This window comes from Curtobacterium sp. NPDC090223, assembly GCF_044746585.1.
GTDB lineage: Bacteria > Actinomycetota > Actinomycetes > Actinomycetales > Microbacteriaceae > Curtobacterium.
Genome location: NZ_JBIVCN010000003.1, coordinates 74,241 through 95,911 on the forward strand (window position 1 = coordinate 74,241; position 21,671 = coordinate 95,911).

The following is a 21,671-nucleotide window of genomic DNA, read 5'->3' on the forward strand; positions in this document are numbered from 1 at the left end:
GCGCGCAGCGCAAAGCGCGCGCAGCGCGCGCCCCGCGCGCAGCGCCCCGCGCCTCAGACCGTCAGGTCCCCCGAGAACACGAGCTCGGCGGGCCCCGCCAGCGCGACGTGCTCGCCGTCCTCTGCCGCGAACATCCGCACCGTGAGCACACCCCCGGGAACCCGCACCCGCCACGTGTCCGGCGCCGCCGACCCCGCCCAGTAACGGGTGGCCAACGCCGCCGCGACCGCTCCGGTCCCGCACGACAGGGTCTCGCCGCTGCCCCGCTCGTGCACGCGCATCGTGATCTGTCCGACCCCGTCCTGCACCAGGGGATCGCCCGGCAGCACGAACTCGACGTTCGCGCCCTCCGACGGAGCCGGGTCGAGCACCGGCACGTACGTCAGGTCGACGTCGGCGAGTTCGTCCTCGGTCGCGACGGCCACGACCACGTGCGGGTTGCCGACGTCGATGCCGAGCCCGGGCCGCGCGGTGTCGAGGTTCTTCGCCCGCACCATCACGTCGTCGGAACCCCTGCCGTCGACACCGAGGCCCCAGCGCCCGAGGTCGGCGGAGAACCCGTTCGTCTGCCGCTGGATGTCGACGATGCCCTTCCGGCTGCCGACCGATAGGGTCTCCCCCGGTTCCAGGTCGACGAGTCCGGACTCGGTCAGGTACCGCGCGAACACCCGGATCCCGTTGCCGCACATCTCGGCGACCGTACCGTCGGCGTTGTGGTAGTCCATGAACCAGGTGGCGCCGGGGTCCTCGGCGACGATGGCCTGTCCCTCTGGGATCGCGTCCGAGCGCACGGCGCGGATCACGCCGTCCGCCCCGACACCGAAGCGTCGGTCGGCGATGGCACGGATCCGGTCGGGGGTCATCTCGACCGTGGCGTCGGGGTCGGCGAACAGGACGAAGTCGTTGCCGGTCCCCTGGCCCTTGGTGAAGTGCAGCTCGGTCACGGGACGATCCTACGGGCCAACGCCGACAGCCCGTCGCGGTCCGCCCCGGTCACGTCGAGGTCCTCGGCATCGGCGTAGCGCTTGAACCAGGAGACCTGCCGCCTGGCGTACTTCCGCGTCGCGACCCCGGTCGCTTCGACGGCCTCGGCCTCGGTCGAGACGCCCCGCAGCACGTCGAGCGCCTGCGAGTACCCGATCGCGGCCCGGGCGGTCCGGCCCTGCTCGAGGCCGACGGCGCGGAGCGCCGCGACCTCGTCCACGAGACCGGCCGCGAACATCCGCTCGGCCCGGGCGTGCAGGGCCGTCACGAGCTGCTCTCGGTCGCGACGCAGGTGCAGCACCCGCGCTGGTCGCCACGCGCGGGGCGCGGACGGGAGGCTCGTGGTGACCTGGTCCGATCGGCTCGCGATCTCCACGGCGCGGATCAGGCGCCGTGGGTTGCGTGCGTCGATCGTGTCCGCAGCCGCGGGGTCGAGTTCGCGGAGCCGCGCCAGGAGGAAGTTCGGCCCGCGTTCCTCGTGCTCGCGTTCGAGCTCCGCACGCAGGGCGGGGTCGGTCCCCGGGAAGTCCAGCTCGTACAGCACCGACGACACGTACAGCCCGCTGCCGCCGACGAGCACCGCGACCCCACCGCCGTCGACGATGTCCGCGATCACCGCGCGGGCGTCGCGCTGGTACGCCGCGACGCTGGCCTCGTCGGTGACGTCCAGCACGTCGAGCTGGTGGTGCGGGATGCCGTGCCGGTCAGCCTCGGGCACCTTCGCGGTGCCGATGTCCATGCCGCGGTAGAACTGCATTGCGTCGGCGTTCACGATCTCGGCGCGACGGCCGTGCACGCGGTACCGGTCGGCGATCGCGATGCCGAGGTCGGACTTCCCCGTGCCGGTCGCCCCGACGACGGCGATCAGTCCGGGCGCCCCAGTACCGTCGCCCGTGCCCGGCGCAGCGTCGGTGGAGGCGCCGGCGACGTCAGCGGCCGACACGGAGCGTCGGCAAGCCGAGTGAGACCGGCTTCGGGCCGTCGCCCGGCTCGGCAGGGGTGGGCACACCGCAGGACTCGGCCTGCGCCCGGTCCCAGGCGTCCCCGGCACGGGTACGCCGGATCCGGAGCGGCTCGTCGGTGTCCGCGATCAGGAAGTGGGGCGCCGCGCGGGTGATCTCCACCGTGACGACGTCCCCGGGCCGCGGCACGGCGGAACCGGTCGGCACCGAGAAGTGCACGAGCCGGGAGTCCTCCGCGCGTCCGGACAGCCGGTGCGTGGAGTCGTCCTTGCGGCCCTCCCCCGTGGCGACGAGCACCTCGACGGTGCGGCCGACCTGCGCGGAGTGCTCTTCGGCGGTGATGCGGTCCTGCAGGGCGACGAGTCGCTCGTACCGGGCCTGCACGACGGCCTTCGGGAGCTGGTCCGGCATCGTGGCCGCCGGCGTGCCGGGGCGGATCGAGTACTGGAACGTGAACGCCGAGGCGAAGCGCGCCTGCTCGACCACGCGCATGGTGTCCTCGAAGTCCTCCTCGGTCTCGCCGGGGAACCCGACGATGATGTCGGTGGAGATCGCGGCGTTCGGGATCTTCGCGCGGACCCGGTCGAGGATCCCCAGGAACCGCTCGCTCCGGTAGCTGCGCCGCATCGCCTTGAGCACGCGGTCCGAGCCGGACTGCAGCGGCATGTGCAGCTGCGGCATCACGTTCGGCGTCGCTGCCATCGCGTCGATGACGTCGTCGGTGAACGCGGCCGGGTGCGGGCTGGTGAACCGGATGCGCTCGAGTCCCTCGATCTGCCCGGCGGCACGCAGGAGCTTGCCGAACGCCTGGCGATCGCCGAACTCGACGCCGTACGAGTTCACGTTCTGCCCGAGCAGCGTGACCTCGATCGCGCCGTCGTCCACGAGCGCCTGGATCTCCGCGAGGACGTCCCCCGGGCGTCGGTCCGTCTCCTTGCCGCGCAGGGACGGGACGATGCAGAAGGTGCAGGTGTTGTTGCACCCGACCGAGATCGACACCCACCCGCTGTGCGTGGAGTCCCGCTTGGTGGGGAGCGTCGACGGGAAGACGTCGAGCGACTCGAGGATCTCGAGCTGCGCCTCGCCGTTGTGCCGTGCCCGTTCGAGGAGCGTCGGGAGCGACCCCATGTTGTGCGTCCCGAAGACGACGTCCACCCACGGTGCCTTCTCGAGGATGACGTTCTTGTCCTTCTGCGCCAGGCACCCGCCGACCGCGATCTGCATGCCGGGGTGCTCGCGCTTGATCCCGGCGAGTTGCCCGAGGTTGCCGTAGAGGCGGTTGTCCGCGTTCTCTCGCACGGCACAGGTGTTGATCACGACCACGTCGGCCTGGTCGCCGTCGGCCGCCACGTACCCGGCGGCCTGCAGTGACCCGCTGAGCCGCTCGGAGTCGTGCACGTTCATCTGACACCCGTAGGTGCGGACTTCGTAGGTGCGGGGGCGCGCTGCGACGGTGGCCATGGTCGTCCCAGTGTAAATCGCGGTGTGGCTACTCGAAGCGCACGGGGCCGCGCGGACCGCCCGGTCCGTTCGACCGTGGACCGCCACCGCGCCCGCCGCCGTCGAGCGCTCGCTCGACCGCGATCCGGACGATGCCGCCGTTGTAGCCCTTGCGCATCAGGAACCCGGAGAGACGCCGCTCCGCCGTCGCGCGGTCGAGCCCACGGAGCTGTCCGGCACGCTTGACCGCGAGGTCGATCGCCCGGACGAACTCGTCGTCATCGTCGTCGGTCGCTGCTTCGAGTGCGGCGTCGATCGCCGTCTGGTCGATGCCACGGCGCCGGAGCTCCGCGACGACGCCCTGTCGGCCGAGGCGCTTGCGATCGTGCAGCCGGTCCACCAGGTCGGTGGCCAGGGCGACGTCGTCGAGCAGCCCGACCCGGGTGAGCCGTTCGATCTCGTGGTCGACCACGTCCGGGTCGAGGTCGTTCTTCGTCAGGGTCGTCCGGAGTTCGGACGTGCTGACGCCCTTGCGTCCGAGCGCACGCATGCTGAGTCGCTCGGCATCGGCGCGCTGCTCGTCGAGGGGACGCGGCGCATCGGCGGGGTCGATCTCGTCACCGCCGACGATCGAGAAGACCGACGCGGTGGTCGCATCGGCCCCGGAGTCCTCGGGGTCGTAGCCGGCCATCTCGGCCCGAGCGCTCCGGCCGGAGCCGTCACCGACGACGGGCGACACCCAGTCGGCCTGCGCCTCGGGACCACGGAGGGGCAACGGGACCGGGGTGTCCGCGTCGTCCTCGAGCATCGACGACGGCGGGCCGTCGGGGTCGATCGCGTCGGGGGCCGGGGCGACCGGCTCGGGAGTCGTACGACGGCGGGACCTCGCACCGAACAGGTCGGTGACCGGTGCGAGGTCCGCCTCGTCGTCGCGGGGGGTCACGCGCCCTTGCGCGCGGCGAGCTTGGTCTCGATGGACTCGACCGGAGCGGCTTCCGCTTCGGGCTTGGCTCCACCGATGCCGAGCTTGGCGAGGATCTTGCCCTCGATCTCGGCGGCGATCTCCGGGTTCTGGATCAGGAAGGAACGAGAGTTCTCCTTGCCCTGCCCGAGCTGGTCGCCGTCGTAGGTGTACCAGGCGCCGGACTTCTTCACGATGCCGTGGTCGACACCGAAGTCGAGCAGCGAGCCTTCGCGCGAGATGCCCGTGCCGTACAGGATGTCGAACTCGGCCTGCTTGAAGGGCGGCGCCATCTTGTTCTTGACGACCTTGACACGGGTGCGGTTGCCCACTGCGTCGGTACCGCTCTTGAGGGTCTCGATGCGGCGGATGTCGAGGCGGACCGACGCGTAGAACTTCAGCGCCTTACCACCGGAGGTGGTCTCCGGGGAGCCGAAGAACACACCGATCTTCTCGCGCAGCTGGTTGATGAAGATCATCGTGGTCTGGGTCTGGTTGAGCCCACCGGCGAGCTTGCGGAGCGCCTGCGACATGAGGCGTGCCTGCAGACCGACGTGGGAGTCACCCATCTCGCCCTCGATCTCGGCGCGGGGCACGAGCGCCGCGACGGAGTCGATCACGATCAGGTCGATGGAACCGGAGCGGACGAGCATGTCCGCGATCTCGAGTGCCTGCTCGGCGGTGTCCGGCTGCGAGACCAGCAGGGCGTCGATGTCGACACCGAGCTTCTTCGCGTACTCCGGGTCGAGGGCGTGCTCCGCGTCGATGAAGGCGGCGATGCCACCGTTGCGCTGGGCGTTCGCGATCGCGTGGATCGTCAGCGTCGTCTTGCCCGAGGACTCCGGGCCGTAGATCTCGATGATGCGGCCACGCGGCAGCCCACCGATCCCGAGCGCGACGTCGAGGGCGACGGAACCGGTCGGGATGGTGGCGACCGGGGCGCGCTCGTCGGAGCCGAGGCGCATGACAGCACCCTTGCCGAACTGCCGGTCGATCTGCGCGAGTGCGGTCTCGAGGGACTTCTCGCGGTCTGCTGGTGAGGGCATGGTGTGCTTCCTTCGTGCTCGATGTCTGCCGCCTGTAGGCTGTCTGGCCCCCAGGAGCCGGTGGTGCAAGGCCCCTGGTTCTCGGACAAGGCTTCGGGCGTTCCCGATGACTCGAACCTAGGGCGGGCCACCGACATCACTGCCGGTCACCGCGCTGCCTGTGGACGAACCCATCGATCTGCGCCGCTGTGGAGGAAGCTACCACCCGTCGAACACGTGTTCGAGCGACACGCCGAACAGATGTTCGGAGATGTCGGTTCAGTCCCGCGGCTCGAGCAGGCCCTTGCCGTGCCGACGGTCCTGCGGCACGTCCTGGGAGTCACAGAGCGCGTCCCAGACCTTCCGGGTGTCGATCCCGGCGGCGATCGCATCGGCGGCGGAGCGGCCTCCGAGCTCCTCGAGCACGACGTCACGGGCGACGACGGCACCGTAGGCCTCCCCGAAGACCTGGTCGACGGCCCGCCAGAACTCACTCACCCGCATCCCACAAGCCTAAACGCCGAGCCGCGCCGGACCCAGCCCACGACGAGCGAACGCCCCCGCCGGCGGACCGGCGAGGGCGTTCGTGGTGCAGTGCGGGTCAGCGCACCGCGAGGTCGTTGTCGAACTCGGCGACGAGTTCGTCCGGGAGCGTGTCCGGGACCGGGGTGAGTCCTTCCACGACGGCGAGGCGGTCGCCCACTTCGCGCATGATCGTGGAGATGGGGGTGTCCAGCGCGTCCGCGACGGATGCGAGGATCTCCGAGCTGGCCTCTTTCTGACCACGCTCGACTTCACTGAGGTACCCGAGAGCAACGCTGGCCTTGGACGCGACCTGACGGAGGGTCCGGCCCTTCTGCAAGCGGAAGTCCCGCAGAACGTCGCCGATTTCCTGACGAACGAGAACCATGAGAACTCCTCCTTCCTGTCGTCTCCAAAGCCCGATCGATCGGGATGACCGTCACGGGTTCAGCAACACTAGCGTTGCCGGTTGCAGCATGCTAGCCACCTGGGCTGCCGTCCTGCTGGAGATTGCGTGAGATGTAACCCAGCGGTAACGCGGGCTATTCCCCGGCGTCCAGTTCGTCGAGCAGCCGTACCAGGAGTTCGGAGACGGAGGCCTGTCGGATTGCCGAGCGGTCCCCGTCGAGGTGCAGTTCGAACGCCCTGGCGCCGGCTCCGGACGCGATCCCGACGAACACCGTGCCGACGGGCTTGCCGTCCTGCGGGTCCGGACCGGCGACGCCCGTGGTGGAGATCCCCCACGTCGCGGGGACGCCGTCGACGGCCAGCGCCGACCGGACCCCGTCCGCCATCTGCATGGCGACGTCGGGGTCGACGGCACCGCGCGCGGCGAGCAGCGACGAGGACACGCCGAGGACCGACGCCTTGACCGGCGTCGCGTACGCGACCACGCCGCCACGGACGACGGCGCTCGCGCCCGGCACGCCGACGAGCTCCGCGACGACCAGGCCGCCGGTGAGCGACTCCGCGACGGCGACGGTCTCACCACGCCGGGTGAGCGTCGCGACGAGCGCGTGGGCCACCCGGTCCGGAGGCTCGGTGCCGGTCACGCCGGCGGCTCCGGTCACGGGGTGGTCCGGTTGTGCTTCCACGCCTGCCAGAGGTAGTCCAGGCCGCTCAGGACGGTGGCGATGAACGCGGCCGTCATCAGGATGCCGTTGGTCCAGTGCGCGAAGTCGCCCGCGAAGTTCCACCACGGGAAGAGCGCGAGCGTGATCGCCACGGCCTGCAGGACGGTCTTGATCTTGCCGCCGCGGCTCGCCGGGATCACGCGGTCCGAGAGCACCGCGAAGCGGAACACCGTGATGCCGATCTCGCGCACCATGATCAGGACGGTCACGTACCACGGCAGTTCGCCGAGGATCGAGAGCGCCACCAGGGCGCCACCGATCAGGACCTTGTCGGCGATCGGGTCGACGAGCTTGCCGAAGTCCGTGACCAGGTCCTGCCGGCGCGCGATGATCCCGTCGGCGCTGTCCGTGACGATCGCCACGACGAAGATCACTGCGGCCCAGATCCGGACGGGCCCGTCGTGGCCGGCGTCTGACAGCAGCAGGACGAAGAACAGCGGCGCCATCAGGATCCGGATGACGGTGATGATGTTCGCGACGTTCGCCGTCGACGCGGGACCCGGACCCTTGCGGATCAGTCGTCCGCGCCACGGGAACCGCTTCGTGTTGGTGCCTTCCGAGGCGGTCATCGTGTTCACTCCCTGCCGGTGAGGCCCCAGGCGTCCTCGTCCGGTTCGTCCTCGACTTCATCGTACCCGCGGGTCATGTCGCCCACCGGGTCGGCGCCGTACCGGTCCGCGCCGTCGGAGGCTCCGGCGGCGGGTGCGGCCGGTGCGGCCGGTGCGGCAGGGGCAGCGGGCGCCGGCGGTTCCTCACCGCGGAGCTTCGCGAGCACCGACGGCAGCTGGTCGGTCGTGACGAGCACGTCGCGGGCCTTCGAGCCCTCTGACGGACCGACGATGTCGCGGGACTCCATCAGGTCCATCAGGCGCCCGGCCTTGGCGAACCCGACCCGGAGCTTGCGCTGCAGCATCGAGGTCGACCCGAACTGCGTCGACACGACCTGCTCGACGGCGGCGAGCAGCAGCTCGAGGTCGTCGCCGATGTCCGCGTCGATCTCCTTGCGCTCGACGACCGCCGCGACGTCCTGGCGGTACTCGGGCTGGGCCTGCCGGGTGACGTGCTGGACGACCTCGGCGACCTCGCTCTCCTGCACCCAGGCGCCCTGCACACGCACGGCCTTCGACGAGCCCATCGGCAGGAAGAGCCCGTCGCCCTGCCCGATGAGCTTGTCGGCACCCGGCTGGTCGAGGATGACGCGGGAGTCGGTGACACTGGTGACCGCGAACGCGATGCGCGACGGGACGTTGGCCTTGATCAACCCCGTGATCACGTCGACCGACGGACGCTGCGTCGCGAGCACGAGGTGGATGCCGGCGGCACGCGCGAGCTGGGTGATGCGGACGATCGATTCCTCGACGTCGCGCGGTGCGACGAGCATCAGGTCGGCGAGCTCGTCGACCACCACCAGCAGGTACGGGTACGGCTTGAGCTTCCGCTCGCTGCCGGCGGGCAGCACGATCTCGTTGTTCTCGATCGCCTTGTTGAAGTCGTCGACGTGGCGGAACCCGAACGACGCCAGGTCGTCGTACCGCATGTCCATCTCCTTCACGACCCACTGCAGCGCTTCCGCTGCCTTCTTCGGGTTCGTGATGATGGGGGTGATCAGGTGCGGGACGCCCGCGTAGATCGAGAGCTCGACGCGCTTCGGGTCGACCAGGACCATGCGGACCTCGGACGGCTTCGCGCGCATCAGCAGCGAGGTGATCATCGAGTTGATGAACACCGACTTGCCGGACCCGGTGGAGCCGGCGACGAGCAGGTGCGGCATCTTCGCGAGGTTGGCGACGACGAACCCGCCCTCGACGTCCTTGCCGACGCCGATGGTCATCGGGTGCTTCGACTTCCGCGCCGCGTTCGAGCGGAGCACGTCGCCGAGGGAGACGATCTCGCGGTCGGTGTTCGGGATCTCGACGCCGATGGCGCTCTTGCCCGGGATCGGCGAGAGGATCCGGACCTCGTTCGAGGCGACGGCGTACGACAGGTTCTTCGACAGCGCCGTGACGCGCTCGACCTTGACGCCCGGCCCGAGCTCGATCTCGTAGCGCGTGACCGTCGGGCCGCGCGAGAAGCCGGTGACCTTCGCGTCGACCTTGAACTCGGTCAGGACGCCGGTGATCGCCGCGACGATGTCGTCGTTCGCCTGGCTGCGGGCGACCGACGGGGTCCCCGAGCTCAGCGTCGTGGCCGCCGGCAGACGGTACGGGCGCGACGGGTCGTCCGCAGCGGCCGCCGCGGGGAGGTCGTCGGGCTCGTCCGCCACGTCCGCCACGTCGTCGACGGGCTCGGGCGGGAGGCTCGGGGAGACGACGGCGGGCACGTCACGGCCCGGACGGATCACCTCGGTCGCGTCGTCGGGCACGGGCGCACCGAAGTCGCGCAGTGCCTGCTCGGCACGGTCGAGGTCTGCGGCGACCTCGGTCTCCGCGGAGTCGTTGAGGTTCACCGACGCGGGCTCAGCGGGCGTGTGGTCGATGAGCCCGGCCGCCGCGCCGGCGTTCGGCGACGGTGCCGCCGACGGGGCACCGGCGTTCGCCGCCGGGATGACGGGGCTGTCGTACGCGGGGTCTTCTTCCCGTCCGGACTTGTTCCGACGCCACCAGGGGACGGTGCCCTCGGCCGGTTCGTCGGCGTCCGCGTCGAAGCCGAGGTCCTCGAAGAGCTGCAGGCCCTGCGAGTCGGTCTTGCCGGCGCGCTTCCGCGACGGCCTGGTGACGGCGGGAGCTGCGGCGTCCGGTTCTGGCTCGGCGGCGGGAGCCGGGGCCCCGAACAGGTACGCGTAGAGCTCGTGGAGTCGACGACCGACCTTGTTCGGCGGCGTCTTCGTGATGATGAACAGCGAGAGGACCAGGAGCACGATCGCGACGGGGACGGCGATCCACGCCGTTGCGACGGCCACGAGCCACCCGATGACGACCCAGCCGATCACGCCGCCGGCCGCGGCCAGGGCCGGCATGCCGTCGGAGGCGCTCGGCTGCCCGCCGAAGACGTGGCAGAGCGAGGCGATCGAGACGAGCAGGAGCCCGAGGCCGATCCCGATCCGGGTGTTGTCGTGCACGGAGGCCGGGTGCCGGAACAACCACCCCGCGAACACCACCATGATCACCGGGAGCGCGAACGCCAGCCGGCCGAACAGCCCGCCGAACGTGTACGCGTCGAGCGCGATCGAGACGGCGTTCGTCGGGTTGAGCCACTCCACCACGGCGCCGGCGATGGCCAGCACGAACAGGAAGAACGGGAAGCCGTCGCGGCGCTGGTCCTTCTCGAGGGACTCCTTGCCGAGCAGGCGGAACATCGCGCCGACGCCGTGCGCCATCGCGAGCCAGGCGGTCACCAGCGGGTTCTGCCCGCTGAACTCGACCGCGGGTGCGGCCTGCGGGAGCTTCTTCGTGGTGGCCTGGGTGCGCGACGAAGGACGCGACCCGCTTCCGCGGGACGACGAGGACGCGCGCGAGCGCGTGGTCGACTTGGTGCCTCCGGCCATGGGCAGAACCCTAACGCCACCTGGGGACGTTCTCGCGGAGGCGCGCACGGCTGTGGACAACGGCAGGAGGCCCGGTGCACGTCCGTGACGGACGTGCACCGGGCCTCCAGACCGAGGGCCGAACGGCCGAACGGCGCAGCCGCTACGCCTCGATGATCACCGGGACGATCATCGGGCGGCGGCGGTGCTTCGTGTTGACCCACCGGCCGACGGTCCGACGGACCACCTGGCTGAACGCGTGCTGGTCCCGCGTGCCGTTGCCGGCCGCGTCGGCCAGCGCACGCGCGATCTGCGGGCGGACGTCGTCGAAGACGGAGTCGTCCTCGGCGAAGCCGCGCGACTGGATCTCCGGGCCGATGACGCACTGGCCGGTCGCGAAGTCGACCGCGCAGAAGACGGAGATGAAGCCCTCTTCTGCCAGGACACGGCGGTCCTTGAGGTCGGCGTCGGTGATCTCGCCGACGGTCGACCCGTCGACGTAGACGTACCCGATGTCGAGCTGCCCGGCGACGGTGACGGCACCGTCCTTCAGGTCGACGACGATGCCGTCCTGGCCCAGGATGACGTTCCGCGGCGGCACACCCGTCTGGATCGCCAGGTCGGCGTTCGCGTACAGGTGGCGGTGCTCGCCGTGCACGGGCAGCACGTTCCGCGGCCGCAGGATGTTGTAGCAGTAGAGGAGCTCGCCGGCGGAGGCGTGTCCGGAGACGTGCACCTTCGCGTTGCCCTTGTGCACGACCTTCGCGCCGAGCTTGGTCAGGCCGTCGATCACGCGGTAGACGGCGTTCTCGTTGCCCGGGATGAGCGACGATGCCAGGATCACGGTGTCGCCCTCGCCGATCTCGATCTGGTGCTCGAGGTTCGCCATGCGCGCCAGGACGGCCATCGGCTCGCCCTGGGACCCGGTCGACATGTAGACGATCTGGTCGTCCGGGACGTTCTTGGCCTTCTTCGTGTCGATGAGCACGTTCTCCGGCACGCGGAGGTACCCGAGGTCGGCCGCGATCGTCATGTTGCGGATCATCGAGCGGCCCATGAACGCGACCTTGCGGTTCGCGGCGGCCGCGGCGTCGAGGACCTGCTGCACGCGGTGCACGTGCGAGGAGAAGCTCGCGACGACGACCTTCTTGCGGGCGCGCATGATGATGTTCTCGAGGACCGGGCCGATGTCGCGCTCGGGGGCGGTGAAGCCCGGCACGTCGGCGTTGGTGGAGTCCGGCAGGAACAGGTCGACGCCGGCCTCGCCGAGGCGCGCGAAGGCACGGAGGTCGGTGATGCGGTCGTCGAGCGGGAGCTGGTCCATCTTGAAGTCGCCCGTGTGCAGCACGCGACCGGCGGGGGTCGTGATGGCGACGGCGAGGGCGTCCGGGATGGAGTGGTTCACCGCGACGAACTCGAGGTGGAACGGGCCGAGCTGCTCGGTCTGGTCCTCGGCGACGACCAGCGTGTACGGCTTGATCCGGTGTTCCTTGAGCTTGGCCTCGACCAGGGCGAGGGTCAGCGTGGAGCCGATCAGCGGGATGTCGTCGCGGAGCTTCAGCAGGTACGGGACGGCGCCGATGTGGTCCTCGTGGCCGTGCGTGAGCACGACGCCGAGGACGTCGTCGAGGCGGTCCCGGATCGGGGCGAAGTCCGGGAGGATCAGGTCGACACCCGGCTGGTGCTCCTCGGGGAAGAGGACACCGGCGTCGACGATGAGGAGCTTGCCCTCGTACTCGTAGACGGTCATGTTGCGACCGATCTCGCCGAGGCCACCGATCGGGATGACGCGGAGGGTGCCCGGCTCGAGGGGCTGGGGTTCGGAGACTTGCGTGGGCATTCGGTCCTGACTGCTTCGGCGGCGCGCGATCCCGCGCGCCGCGGTCGATCAACGGGTGGTGCCTGGCACCTTCGGAAGCGCACCGCCGGCGGCCGCGTTGCGGTCCGGGCGGAAGTTGGAGAAGTCGGCGCCGGGGATCCCGTGCACGGCTTCGAGGGAGGTCTCGATGGCGTACGCCTCGGAGTCCTCGGGGCCGACGAGCGGCAGACGGACGCGCGGGCTGCCGATGCGGCCGAGCCCGTGCAGGATGTACTTCGCCGCGACGGTGCCGGGCACGTGGGTCATCACCGCGCGGACCAGCGGCTCGATGCGCTGGTGCTCGCGCGTGGCCGTCGCCAGGTCCCCGGCGTTCACGGCGTCGATGATCGTGCGGTACGGCGTCGACGTGATGTTCGCGGTGACGCCGATCAACCCGGTGGCGCCGATCGACAGGTGCGGGAGCACGTTCGTGTCGTCGCCGGAGAAGTACATCAGGTCGGTGTTGTTGAGCACCCGGGACACCTCGGCGAAGTCGCCCTTGGCGTCCTTCACGGCGAGGATGTTCGGGTGGTGCGAGGCCCGCACGATGGTCTCGTACGTGATCGGGATGCCGGTGCGACCGGGGATGTCGTACAGGATCACCGGCAGGTCGGTGGCGTCCGCGATCATCCGGAAGTGCGTCAGCACGCCCGACTGCGTCGGCTTGTTGTAGTACGGCGTGACGATCATCACACCGTCGGCGCCGGCCTTCTCGCTCTGCTTGTACAGGTGGATCGCGTGCGCGGTCTCGTTCGAGCCACCACCCGTGATGATCTTCGCGCGGCCGCCGGCGACGGACTTGCCGACCTCGACCAGGCGGAGCTTCTCCGGGTCGGTGAGGGTCGACGTCTCACCGGTGGTGCCGGTGACGACGATGCCGTCGGCGCCGGCGGTGATGCAGTCGTCGATGTGCTGCTCGACGCCGGGCCAGTCCACTTCGCCGTCAGCGGTGAACGGGGTCACGAGGGCGACGAGGACCTGGCCGAAGGGATTCTCACGCGGGGACACGGGCACCAGCGTACCGGGGATGCGCGCAGGTGCCGCCGTCCGCCCGGACGGTGCGCCGCGGGCGGGCGGCCGGGAGGCTCGGCGCGGCGGCGCGGTGCGCCCCCGGACATGCGCGTGCGAACGACGAGTGCACGTGCGGGCGCGTGTGCACTCGTCGCCACGGCGCGCACTCGGCGGGCGTCAGGCGCGGCGGCGCCACTCGACGAAGCGGTAGCGCTGCCCGCCGTTGCGGGAGGTCTGCCACGGGCCCTCGTCGACGAGCGACCACGCGTCGTCGAGGGTCGGCGCGACGGTGTCGCCAGCGACCTCGGTGTCGATCACGGTCTCGGAGACCCGGTCCGCGAACGGCAGTGCCGCCGCGTAGACCTGTCCCCCGCCGATGACCCACACGGGCTCGTCGGTGTCGAGCGCGGTCGCCAGGTCGTGCACGACCTCGGCGCCCTCGGCGGTCCACGACCCGTCTCGGGTGAGCACCACGTTGCGGCGGCCGGGCAGGGGCCGGAAGCGCGGCGGGAGCGAGTCCCAGGTGCGCCGGCCCATCACGACGGTGCCGGAGCCGGTGACCTGGCGGAAGTGCGCGAGGTCCTCGGGGACGTGCCAGGGCATCCCGCCGTCCGCGCCGATGACCCCGCCGGTCGACCGTGCCCAGACCATCCCGACGCCACGCACCGGCTCGACCCAGTGGTCCGACGCCATCAGACGGCGACCGCGCCCTTGATGGCCGGGTGGTGGTGGTAGCCGATGATCTCGAAGTCCTCGTAGACGTAGTCGTCGATGGAGTCGCGCGGCGCGATCGCGAGCGTCGGCGGGGCGTACGGGGTGCGGGAGAGCTGCTCTTCGACCTGGGCGACGTGGTTGTCGTAGACGTGGCAGTCGCCGCCGGTCCAGACGAAGTCGCCGACCTGCAGCCCGGTCTGCGCCGCGATCATGTGCGTCAGCAGCGCGTACGACGCGATGTTGAACGGCACGCCGAGGAACATGTCGGCGCTGCGCTGGTACAGCTGGCACGAGAGCTTGCCGTCGTTGACGTAGAACTGGAAGAACGCGTGGCACGGGGCGAGCGCCATGTCCGGGATGTCCGCGACGTTCCACGCCGAGACGATCAGCCGGCGGGAGTCCGGGTTCGTCCTGATCTGCTCGATCACCTGGGCGATCTGGTCGACGTGCTCCCCGGACGGGGTCGGCCAGGAACGCCACTGCACGCCGTAGACCGGGCCGAGGTCGCCGGACTCGTCCGCCCACTCGTTCCAGATCCGGACGCCGTGCTCCTGCAGCCACGTGGCGTTGCCGTCGCCGCGGAGGAACCAGAGCAGTTCGTACGCGATCGACTTGAAGTGCACGCGCTTGGTCGTGATCAGCGGGAAGCCCTCGGACAGGTCGTACCGGAGCTGTGCGCCGAAGAGGCTGCGCGTACCGGTGCCGGTGCGGTCGCCCTTCGGTGCGCCGTCGGTGAGGACGCGGCGCAACAGGTCCTCGTAAGGAGTCGCAACGGTGGCGTCGGGCTGGACGGTCGCGGTGTCGGTCACGGCAGAAGCCTAAACGGGACCACCCACACTGGCGACCCGACCTGCGCGGCGTACCCCGGGCCTCCAGTCCGGATGCGTACCGTTGTGCCCAAGGAGGCCCACATGGCGGATCAGCCGCTCTCGATCCTGGTGGCCGGCGCGTCCGGCTTCATCGGGACCCCCCTGGTGCGCGCCCTGCGCGACGCCGGGCACCACGTCTCGACCCTGGTGCGGCGCGAGCCGCACTCCCCCACGGAGTTCCGGTGGGCTCCCGGCTCCCGTCCGCTCGACCCGGCGGTGCTCGACGGTGCGGACGTCGTGGTCAACCTCGCCGGTGCGAACATCGGCAAGCTGCCGTGGACCGACTCGTACAAGCAGGAGATCGAGCGCTCCCGCACCGACGCGACCGACACCCTGGTCGAGGCGATGCGCCACGCGAGCACCCCGCCGCGCCTGTTCCTGTCCGGTTCGGCGTCCGGTGTCTACGGCGACCGTCCGTCCGACGTGCTCCAGGACGACGCCGCCGCGGGGTCCGGCTTCCTCGCCGAGGTCTGCACCGCGTGGGAGGCCGCAGCGAACCGGGCGCCGGAGGGGGTCCGCGTCGTGACCTTGCGCACCGGGATCGTCATCGGGCAGGGCGACGGCGCACTCGCACCGCTGATCCCGCTCACGAAGGTCGGCCTGGGCGGCCGGCTCGGCACGGGTGGCCAGCACTGGCCCTGGATCGCGCTCGAGGACGAGGTCGGGGCGATCGTGCACCTGGCGACCGCGCCCGGCGCCGCGGACGTCTCCGGACCGGTGAACCTCGCCGGCCCCGAGGCCGCCGTCGCCGACCGCATCACCAAGCGCGTCGCCGAGGACCTGCACCGGCCCTACCTGTTCCGGATCCCGGAGTTCGCGCTGCGGACGCTCCTGCGGGAGGCGGCCGACGAGATGCTGCTGTCGAGTCAGCAGATGGTGCCGACGAAGCTCCTGGAGTCCGGGTACGCCTTCCGGTACACGCGCGCCGAGGACGCCGTCGACGCGGTCTTCTAGCGCGCGTGCGCGAGTGCGGTCCGCATCGCGGCCCGTGCTCGCTTCCGGTCGCCGGCGGCGTCGTAGACGACCCCGAGCCGGAACCACGCCCGCCAGTCGTCCGGAGCCGCCTCGACCGCGGCCTTGTACTCCGGGAAGAGCTCGTCGGCCGCAGCGCGGTCCGGGCGGCCGGACGGCCGGACGGGCACCACGTCGCCCGGCGTGCCGCCCTCGCGTTCGAGCCGCGCTCCGAGGCGCGTGATCCGCAGCCCGAAGCGGAACTCCAGCACGAGCAGGAGCGCCCCGATGACGGCGATCACGAACAGCGCGACGCCGATCGCGATGCCGATGGCGAGCCCCGTGGCGATGAAGGCGACGGCACGCTGCCCGACGAGCACGATGTACAGCGCGAGCAGCACGGTCATCAGGGCAGCGCCCCAGAACGGCGACCGGATCCCCATCGTCAGCCGATGCCGAGCACGGAGCCGAGCCCGACGGTCAGACCCCTGGCGTCGACGACGGCGGACAGCGCGGCACGGATGCCCGGCGCGTAGGCGACGTCGTCGTTGGTGTCGTGCCGGATCGTCAGGGTCTCCCCCGGCCCGCTCAGGACGACGTCCTGCACGGCCTTGACGCCCGGCAGACGCAGCGAGTGGATCGGCACGCTCGCGACCTGCTGGCCGCGGGCGCGCTGGTCGACGTGCGGTGCGTCGACCGGTCCGACGTCGCGCCGCGCCTCGGAGATGAGCTCCGCGGTGCGCACGGCGGTGCCGGACGGCGAGTCGATCTTTCCGGCGTGGTGCGTCTCGACGATCTCGATCGCCGGGAACCACGGCGCCGCGATCGTCGCGAGGTGGGTGCCGAGCACGGATCCGATCGAGAAGTTCGGGACGACGAAGGCGCCCTGCTCCGGGCGGTCCGCGAGTGCGGTCCGGAGCGATGCCAGCCGGGCCGCCGACCACCCGGAGGTCCCGACGAGCACGTTCGCGCCGCTCTCGAGGGCGTTCGACACGATCGCGGGGCTGAGTGCGGGGACCGTCACGTCGACGACCACGGCCGCACCCGCGAACACGGACGGTCCGGCCTCGTGTGCGCTGTCCTTCGACGACAGCCGCGCGACGAGCTCGAAGCCCGGCAGTTCCTCGACCACGGCGGCCACGAGGCCCCCGAGACGACCGGTGGCGCCGACGACGGCGACGGGAGTGACCATGCGCCCCATCCTAGGATCGACGCATGACCATCGATCGCACCCCGGTCACCGTGCGCACCGTCCCGGCGGACCTGCCCGAGGTCGATGCGCTCCTCGACGCCTACCTCGACGAGCGCGAGGCGACGTTCCCGAGCGCGCAGGGCTCGTACTCCCGCAAGCGCACCCCGGCAGCGGAGTTCACACCCCCGCGCGGCGTGTTCGTGGTGGCGTACGACGGTGACGACACCCCGCTCGGGTGCGGCGGGCTCCGGCGGATCGCGGATGACGGCGACGACGTCCGCTTCGAGGTCAAGCACGTCTTCGTGACCCCGGCGGGCCGCGGACGCGGGGTCGCGACGGCGGTCATGGACGAGCTCGAGCGTGCGGGCGCCCGGCTCGGTGCGACGGCGATCGTCCTCGACACGAACGACTCGCTCGTCGCCGCCGGCGCGATGTACCGCAGCCGTGGGTACGTCCGCGTCGACCCGTTCAACGACAACCCGAACGCGACCGCCTGGTACCGCCGACCCGTCGGCGGTGACGAGGGCCGCTAGACCGGCTGGGCGACCGGCAGACCGGTCCGCAGCTCGACCGGCAGGTGCGCGGTGTCGTTGAGCGTCACGAGCTCCGCCGGCTTCGCGGACCGGATCCGGATCACCGTCAGGGCGGTGTGGGCGACGTTCGTGCCCATCCAGCGCCACTCCGGGGCCTGGAAGACCTCGCGCACGAACCAGCCGATGACCGCGTTGTGCGTGATGATCAGGTCGTGACGGTCCTGCATCGCCGGTGTGAACCACTCGGCCACGGCATCACCCATCTGGGCCTGCCCGGCGATGATCTCCTCTTCGGTGATCCCGCCGTAGAAGGTCTTGTACGCCGTGGGCATGTCCGGGGTGGGGCCGGAGGGGATGCAGTCGAAGAGCAGCGTCGACGGCTCGGGCTGGATCGCCGGCAGCCGCTGCGCCAGGAACGAGGCGGTCTCGCTCGGGGCCTCGAGCGGCGAGTGGTACACGCCGTCGAACGGCACACCGCCGAGACGGTCCGCGATGAGCATGGACTGCCGCTTGCCGCGCTCGGAGAGCTTGCCGTCGCGGAGCCCGTGCTCGGCGTCCTGGTGCTCGCCGTGGCGCACGAGGTAGAGGTAGTGCGACATCTCCCGCATCAACCGCCGATGCCGATCGCGTGCTCGAGCGCCGCGCGCTCGACGTCACCGACGACCGCGGTGATCTTCGGCCGGGTGAGCAGGTCGCGGGCCAGGTCGAGCACGTCGCCACGGGTGACCCGGTCGACGCGCTCCAGCGCGGTGTCGAGGTCGGTGAACTCACCCGTCCCGAGCTCGGCGCGGCCGAGGCGGGTCATCCGGGCGTCCGAGTCCTCGAGCGAGAGCGTCAGCGCCCCCTCGATCTGCCCCTTGGCCCGACGCAGCTCGTCGTCGGTGATGCCCGAGTCGACCATCCGCGCGAACTCCGCGTCGATGATGTCGACCACACCGGCGACGTTCTCCGGGGCGCATCCCGCGTAGACGCCGAACGCGCCGTTGTCGAGGTAGGCGGGGGCGAACGACGACACCGCGTACGCCAGGCCCCGGCGCTCGCGGACCTCTTGGAAGAGGCGGGAGCTCATGCCGCCACCGAGCACGGCGTTCAGCACGCTCAGCACCGGACGGCGGTCGTCACGGAGGTCGAGGCCCTGCGACCCGCGGAGCATGCTGACCTGCTCGGTGGGCCGGTGCACGACCGTGAGCTGCTCCACCGCGCGGTCGGCGACGGGTTCCGCGGTGCGTCGAGCGACGGGAGCGGCCTTCGCGGCGTTCTGGAAGACCTCTTCCACCAGGGCGCAGAAGCGGTCGTGGTCGACGGCGCCCGCTGCGGTGATGACGAGACCGCTCGGGGCGTAGTGCTCGGCGTAGTGCGCCATCACCTCGTCCCGCTGCACCGCGCGGATGCTCTCCGGTGTGCCGCCGATCGGACGGCCGAGTGCGTGCCCCTCGAAGGCGGATGCGAAGAAGGCCTCGCCGGCCAGGTCCGCCGGGTCGTCAGCGGCCATCGCGAGCTCTTCCAGGATGACCCCGCGCTCGACGTCGAACGCCTGGGGTTCGAGCACCGAGTTCGTGACCATGTCGCCGATCACCCGGACGGCCATCGGGACGTCGGCGTCCCGGACCCGGGCGTAGTAGCAGGTGTACTCCTTGGCGGTCGCGGCGTTGTGCTCGCCACCGACGGAGTCGAACGCGACGGCGATGTCGAGCGCGCTGCGCGTGGTCGTGCCCTTGAACAGCAGGTGTTCGAGGAAGTGCGTGGAGCCGAACTGGCCGGCACGCTCGTCGCGGGACCCCACACCGACCCAGTACCCGATGCTCGTCGAGTGGGACGCCGGAACCGCCTCGGTCAGCACGCGGACGCCCGAGGGGAGGACGGAACGGCGGACGAAGGATCCCCCGGACGTCAGGAACGACGTGTCCGGGGCCTGGAGGGGCAACGGCACTGGGTGGTTCATCGCGGTCGAGCCTACTGACTCCCGGGAGGCGTTCATCCAGCATCTGGACTGTGCCTCGAAGTGGGGTACAGAAATTGAGGACAGACCGACTCGTCTGTCTGTCCTCCTTGTGCTACAGTCGTGCATGCCGGATCGGTAGCCCCCCTAGATTCCGATCCGGTGGCTCGGGACATCAGTCCTCGGCGGCATGAGTCCCCCCGCTCAGCCGCGGAGCCGATGAGTCCCAAGGAGAGCCACGCTGTGACGGTCGATTCCCCCCAACCGGCCGTCCAGCGTCTCCTTGGACCGAGCGATCCGAACCTCGCGTCGCCGGGTGGGTCGAGCCTCCCCCCGGCTCCCCGTCCCGGCGGCGCGAAGGTCCGGATCCTCGAGACGGCCACGCGACTGTTCTACGAAGAGGGCATCCACAGCGTCGGCGTCGACCGTCTCATCTCCGAGGCGAGTGTCACGAAGGCGACGTTCTACAAGCACTACGGGTCCAAGGACAACCTGATCCTCGCCTACGTCCGGGCGCAGCACGACCACGTGCAGGACCGCTTCGAGCGACTCATCGCCGACGCCGACTCCCCCGCGCGGGCCGTCCGGTCGTGGGTCACCGCGGTTGCCGACGAGGTGCACGAACCCGGTTTCCGCGGGTGCCCGTTCCTCAACGCCGCAGCGGAGTACCACGACTCCCGTGACCCCGTGCGCGAGGTCGTGGCGAGCCACCGCGACTGGTACACCGAGCGCCTCGCCGACCTCCTGCAGGAGGCCGGCCACCCGCTCCCCGGCGACGGCGCCGACGAGCTCATGCTCGCGCGCGACGGTGCGATGTCGGGCGCGTACGCCGGTGACGCCATCGCCGCGACCGCTGCGCTCGGCCGGGTCGCCGAGCGCGTGCTGGCCGGCTGACCGCCGCACCCCGAGCCGGCTGACCGCCGCTTTCCGCGCTGCCCTGGTGACGCCCCCTCTTCGGGGGTAGCTTGACGCGCACGATCGACCAACCCGCCGATCGCGATCCCGTCGACCCGTTTCCCTGCAGCGTCGGCGGGACCTCAGTGCTGCCAGCACGACTCGAGGACAACGATGTTCGACAACGCCTTCATCCGCCACGCCGTCGACCGGAGCGCCGAGAACGCTCTCGACCGCCGACGCTTCTTCGCAGCCGCCGGTGTCGCCGGCGCCTCAGCCGGCCTCGCCGCGCTCGGGACCTCGGTGCTCACCGCCGCCCCCGCCGCCGCCACCCCCGAGGAGGACGGTGCCGTCTCCGACGCCGCCATCCTCAACTTCGCGCTCAACCTCGAGTACCTCGAGGCCGAGTTCTACCTCCGCGCCGTCTTCGGGACGGGCCTCGCGGCGAGCATGACCGGTGGCATCGACCCGCAGGGGCCGGTCGTCGGTGGGCGCCGTGTGCCGTTCAAGACCCCCGCCATCCGGGGCATCGCCACCGAGATCGCGAACGACGAGCGGGCGCACGTCGCCTTCCTCCGGTCCGCGCTCGGGAGCGCGGTGGTGTCCCGGCCGAAGATCGACTTCACGAACAGCTTCACCGCGGCCGCACGCGCCGCCGGGGTCGTCGGCCCGACCGGCACCTTCGACCCGTTCGCGAGCGAGGAGGCCTTCCTGCTCGGTGCGTACGTGTTCGAGGACGTCGGGGTCACCGCGTACAAGGGTGCCGCACCGCTCATCACGAACAAGACGTACCTCAGCGCCGCCGCGGGGATCCTCGCGGTGGAGGCCTACCACGCCGGCATCATCCGCTCGAAGCTCTACGACAAGGGCCTGCAGGTGCCGGCGAACAAGATCTCCGACGCCCGCGACTCGCTCGACGGGGGCACCGACGACGACCAGGGCATCACGACCAGGGCCGGCGCGGTGAACTTCGTGCCGACCGACGCCAACTCGCTCGCCTACGGACGGACCGCGGAACGCGTGCTGAACATCGTGTTCCTCGACCCGACCCAGATCGACCGGGGCGGGTTCTTCCCGGAGGGCGTGAACGGCGCCATCGTCGCGAGCGGCAACCCCGGCAGCGCGACCGGTCCGGCCTGATCCGCCGCGGAGGCGACGGATCGCCGGACGGGAGGCCCGGTGCCAGCTGGCACCGGGCCTCCCGTCCGTCTCCCGGTCGC

Annotated in this window: 22 protein-coding genes; 4 read left to right on the forward strand and 18 right to left on the reverse strand. The window is 71.0% G+C overall.

Features of this window, described 5'->3' with window-relative positions; translation table 11 throughout:
• Positions 1 to 53 precede the first annotated feature (53 nt).
• The 14 genes from dapF to ACIPJY_RS07880 form a co-directional block, all read right to left on the reverse strand.
• Positions 54 to 944, reverse strand: coding sequence for a diaminopimelate epimerase (gene dapF, locus ACIPJY_RS07815; protein WP_400462564.1), 891 nt, complete (start codon positions 942 to 944; stop codon positions 54 to 56).
• The gene (gene miaA, locus ACIPJY_RS07820) at positions 941 to 1,927 is read right to left on the reverse strand and encodes a tRNA (adenosine(37)-N6)-dimethylallyltransferase MiaA (protein WP_400462567.1); all 987 of its coding nucleotides are present in this window, start codon (positions 1,925 to 1,927) and stop codon (positions 941 to 943) included. The genes dapF and miaA overlap by 4 nt, the downstream gene beginning before the upstream one ends.
• Positions 1,914 to 3,407 carry a tRNA (N6-isopentenyl adenosine(37)-C2)-methylthiotransferase MiaB gene (gene miaB, locus ACIPJY_RS07825; RefSeq protein ID WP_400462570.1) on the reverse strand — a complete coding sequence of 498 codons (1,494 nt, stop codon included), beginning with the start codon at positions 3,405 to 3,407 and terminating at the stop codon, positions 1,914 to 1,916. Before miaB ends, miaA begins: the two co-directional genes overlap by 14 nt.
• Before the next feature lie 28 nt (positions 3,408 to 3,435).
• Entirely contained in the window at positions 3,436 to 4,329 is an 894-nt protein-coding gene (locus tag ACIPJY_RS07830; RefSeq protein ID WP_400462573.1) for a regulatory protein RecX, read from the reverse strand.
• Positions 4,326 to 5,393: a recombinase RecA gene (gene recA, locus ACIPJY_RS07835; RefSeq protein WP_400462576.1), complete on the reverse strand. Its 1,068-nt coding sequence runs from the start codon at positions 5,391 to 5,393 to the stop codon at positions 4,326 to 4,328. Before recA ends, ACIPJY_RS07830 begins: the two co-directional genes overlap by 4 nt.
• 258 nt (positions 5,394 to 5,651) lie before the next feature.
• Positions 5,652 to 5,876, reverse strand: coding sequence for a DUF3046 domain-containing protein (locus tag ACIPJY_RS07840; protein ID WP_123656394.1), 225 nt, complete (start codon positions 5,874 to 5,876; stop codon positions 5,652 to 5,654).
• A 97-nt stretch (positions 5,877 to 5,973) separates the two neighbouring features.
• Entirely contained in the window at positions 5,974 to 6,282 is a 309-nt protein-coding gene (locus ACIPJY_RS07845; protein ID WP_058725115.1) for a helix-turn-helix domain-containing protein, read from the reverse strand.
• Positions 6,283 to 6,436: 154 nt separating this feature from the next.
• On the reverse strand, positions 6,437 to 6,964 hold the full coding sequence (locus ACIPJY_RS07850) for a CinA family protein (protein ID WP_400462579.1): 528 nt from the start codon (positions 6,962 to 6,964) through the stop codon (positions 6,437 to 6,439).
• Entirely contained in the window at positions 6,961 to 7,596 is a 636-nt protein-coding gene (gene pgsA / locus ACIPJY_RS07855) for a CDP-diacylglycerol--glycerol-3-phosphate 3-phosphatidyltransferase (protein WP_400462582.1), read from the reverse strand. Before pgsA ends, ACIPJY_RS07850 begins: the two co-directional genes overlap by 4 nt.
• 5 nt (positions 7,597 to 7,601) lie before the next feature.
• Entirely contained in the window at positions 7,602 to 10,511 is a 2,910-nt protein-coding gene (locus ACIPJY_RS07860; RefSeq protein ID WP_400462584.1) for a DNA translocase FtsK, read from the reverse strand.
• 142 nt (positions 10,512 to 10,653) lie between these two features.
• Positions 10,654 to 12,330 (reverse strand): ribonuclease J, encoded by a 1,677-nt coding sequence (locus ACIPJY_RS07865; RefSeq protein WP_400462586.1) that lies wholly within the window; start codon positions 12,328 to 12,330, stop codon positions 10,654 to 10,656.
• Positions 12,331 to 12,378: 48 nt separating this feature from the next.
• Complete coding sequence (gene dapA, locus ACIPJY_RS07870) at positions 12,379 to 13,356, reverse strand: 4-hydroxy-tetrahydrodipicolinate synthase (protein WP_123656390.1); 978 nt, start codon at positions 13,354 to 13,356, stop codon at positions 12,379 to 12,381.
• Positions 13,357 to 13,536: 180 nt separating this feature from the next.
• Positions 13,537 to 14,052, reverse strand: coding sequence for a dihydrofolate reductase (locus ACIPJY_RS07875; RefSeq protein ID WP_400462589.1), 516 nt, complete (start codon positions 14,050 to 14,052; stop codon positions 13,537 to 13,539).
• Positions 14,052 to 14,882: a thymidylate synthase gene (locus ACIPJY_RS07880; RefSeq protein ID WP_400462592.1), complete on the reverse strand. Its 831-nt coding sequence runs from the start codon at positions 14,880 to 14,882 to the stop codon at positions 14,052 to 14,054. The genes ACIPJY_RS07875 and ACIPJY_RS07880 overlap by 1 nt, the downstream gene beginning before the upstream one ends.
• 102 nt (positions 14,883 to 14,984) lie before the next feature.
• Here ACIPJY_RS07880 and ACIPJY_RS07885 point away from each other — a divergent pair, with 102 nt between their 5' ends.
• On the forward strand, positions 14,985 to 15,896 hold the full coding sequence (locus ACIPJY_RS07885) for a TIGR01777 family oxidoreductase (RefSeq protein ID WP_400462595.1): 912 nt from the start codon (positions 14,985 to 14,987) through the stop codon (positions 15,894 to 15,896).
• On the opposite strand, the gene ACIPJY_RS07890 is transcribed toward ACIPJY_RS07885, so the two are convergent.
• Both ACIPJY_RS07890 and dapB read right to left on the reverse strand, forming a co-directional pair.
• Positions 15,893 to 16,336: a tetratricopeptide repeat protein gene (locus tag ACIPJY_RS07890; RefSeq protein ID WP_400462598.1), complete on the reverse strand. Its 444-nt coding sequence runs from the start codon at positions 16,334 to 16,336 to the stop codon at positions 15,893 to 15,895. The two genes, ACIPJY_RS07885 and ACIPJY_RS07890, sit on opposite strands and share 4 nt — an antisense overlap.
• A gap of 2 nt (positions 16,337 to 16,338) precedes the next feature.
• Positions 16,339 to 17,085: a 4-hydroxy-tetrahydrodipicolinate reductase gene (gene dapB / locus ACIPJY_RS07895; protein WP_400462601.1), complete on the reverse strand. Its 747-nt coding sequence runs from the start codon at positions 17,083 to 17,085 to the stop codon at positions 16,339 to 16,341.
• Between the two features lie 23 nt (positions 17,086 to 17,108).
• Here dapB and ACIPJY_RS07900 point away from each other — a divergent pair, with 23 nt between their 5' ends.
• Complete coding sequence (locus ACIPJY_RS07900) at positions 17,109 to 17,618, forward strand: GNAT family N-acetyltransferase (protein WP_400462603.1); 510 nt, start codon at positions 17,109 to 17,111, stop codon at positions 17,616 to 17,618.
• Here the strand turns inward: ACIPJY_RS07900 and ACIPJY_RS07905 are convergent.
• Entirely contained in the window at positions 17,615 to 18,217 is a 603-nt protein-coding gene (locus ACIPJY_RS07905; protein WP_400462606.1) for a histidine phosphatase family protein, read from the reverse strand. The two genes, ACIPJY_RS07900 and ACIPJY_RS07905, sit on opposite strands and share 4 nt — an antisense overlap.
• Before the next feature lie 8 nt (positions 18,218 to 18,225).
• Entirely contained in the window at positions 18,226 to 19,560 is a 1,335-nt protein-coding gene (locus ACIPJY_RS07910; protein ID WP_400462609.1) for a M16 family metallopeptidase, read from the reverse strand.
• A gap of 240 nt (positions 19,561 to 19,800) precedes the next feature.
• Here ACIPJY_RS07910 and ACIPJY_RS07915 point away from each other — a divergent pair, with 240 nt between their 5' ends.
• Positions 19,801 to 20,451: a TetR/AcrR family transcriptional regulator gene (locus ACIPJY_RS07915; RefSeq protein WP_400462612.1), complete on the forward strand. Its 651-nt coding sequence runs from the start codon at positions 19,801 to 19,803 to the stop codon at positions 20,449 to 20,451.
• A gap of 174 nt (positions 20,452 to 20,625) precedes the next feature.
• Positions 20,626 to 21,591 carry a ferritin-like domain-containing protein gene (locus ACIPJY_RS07920; RefSeq protein WP_400462615.1) on the forward strand — a complete coding sequence of 322 codons (966 nt, stop codon included), beginning with the start codon at positions 20,626 to 20,628 and terminating at the stop codon, positions 21,589 to 21,591.
• The last annotated feature ends 80 nt before the right edge of the window (positions 21,592 to 21,671 follow it).

Bases quoted from the DNA above. Each gene is read 5' to 3' on its own strand.
- miaB (WP_400462570.1), bottom strand. From the start codon at position 3,407: ATGGCCACCGTCGCAGCGCGCCCCCGCACCTACGAAGTCCGCACCTAC.
- recA (WP_400462576.1), bottom strand. From the start codon at position 5,393: ATGCCCTCACCAGCAGACCGCGAGAAGTCCCTCGAGACCGCACTCGCG.
- ACIPJY_RS07840 (WP_123656394.1), bottom strand. From the start codon at position 5,876: ATGCGGGTGAGTGAGTTCTGGCGGGCCGTCGACCAGGTCTTCGGGGAG.
- ACIPJY_RS07845 (WP_058725115.1), bottom strand. From the start codon at position 6,282: ATGGTTCTCGTTCGTCAGGAAATCGGCGACGTTCTGCGGGACTTCCGC.
- pgsA (WP_400462582.1), bottom strand. From the start codon at position 7,596: ATGACCGCCTCGGAAGGCACCAACACGAAGCGGTTCCCGTGGCGCGGA.
- ACIPJY_RS07860 (WP_400462584.1), bottom strand. From the start codon at position 10,511: ATGGCCGGAGGCACCAAGTCGACCACGCGCTCGCGCGCGTCCTCGTCG.
- ACIPJY_RS07865 (WP_400462586.1), bottom strand. From the start codon at position 12,330: ATGCCCACGCAAGTCTCCGAACCCCAGCCCCTCGAGCCGGGCACCCTC.
- ACIPJY_RS07875 (WP_400462589.1), bottom strand. From the start codon at position 14,052: ATGGCGTCGGACCACTGGGTCGAGCCGGTGCGTGGCGTCGGGATGGTC.
- ACIPJY_RS07885 (WP_400462595.1), top strand. From the start codon at position 14,985: ATGGCGGATCAGCCGCTCTCGATCCTGGTGGCCGGCGCGTCCGGCTTC.
- ACIPJY_RS07890 (WP_400462598.1), bottom strand. From the start codon at position 16,336: ATGGGGATCCGGTCGCCGTTCTGGGGCGCTGCCCTGATGACCGTGCTG.
- dapB (WP_400462601.1), bottom strand. From the start codon at position 17,085: ATGGTCACTCCCGTCGCCGTCGTCGGCGCCACCGGTCGTCTCGGGGGC.
- ACIPJY_RS07900 (WP_400462603.1), top strand. From the start codon at position 17,109: ATGACCATCGATCGCACCCCGGTCACCGTGCGCACCGTCCCGGCGGAC.
- ACIPJY_RS07905 (WP_400462606.1), bottom strand. From the start codon at position 18,217: ATGTCGCACTACCTCTACCTCGTGCGCCACGGCGAGCACCAGGACGCC.
- ACIPJY_RS07910 (WP_400462609.1), bottom strand. From the start codon at position 19,560: ATGAACCACCCAGTGCCGTTGCCCCTCCAGGCCCCGGACACGTCGTTC.
- ACIPJY_RS07920 (WP_400462615.1), top strand. From the start codon at position 20,626: ATGTTCGACAACGCCTTCATCCGCCACGCCGTCGACCGGAGCGCCGAG.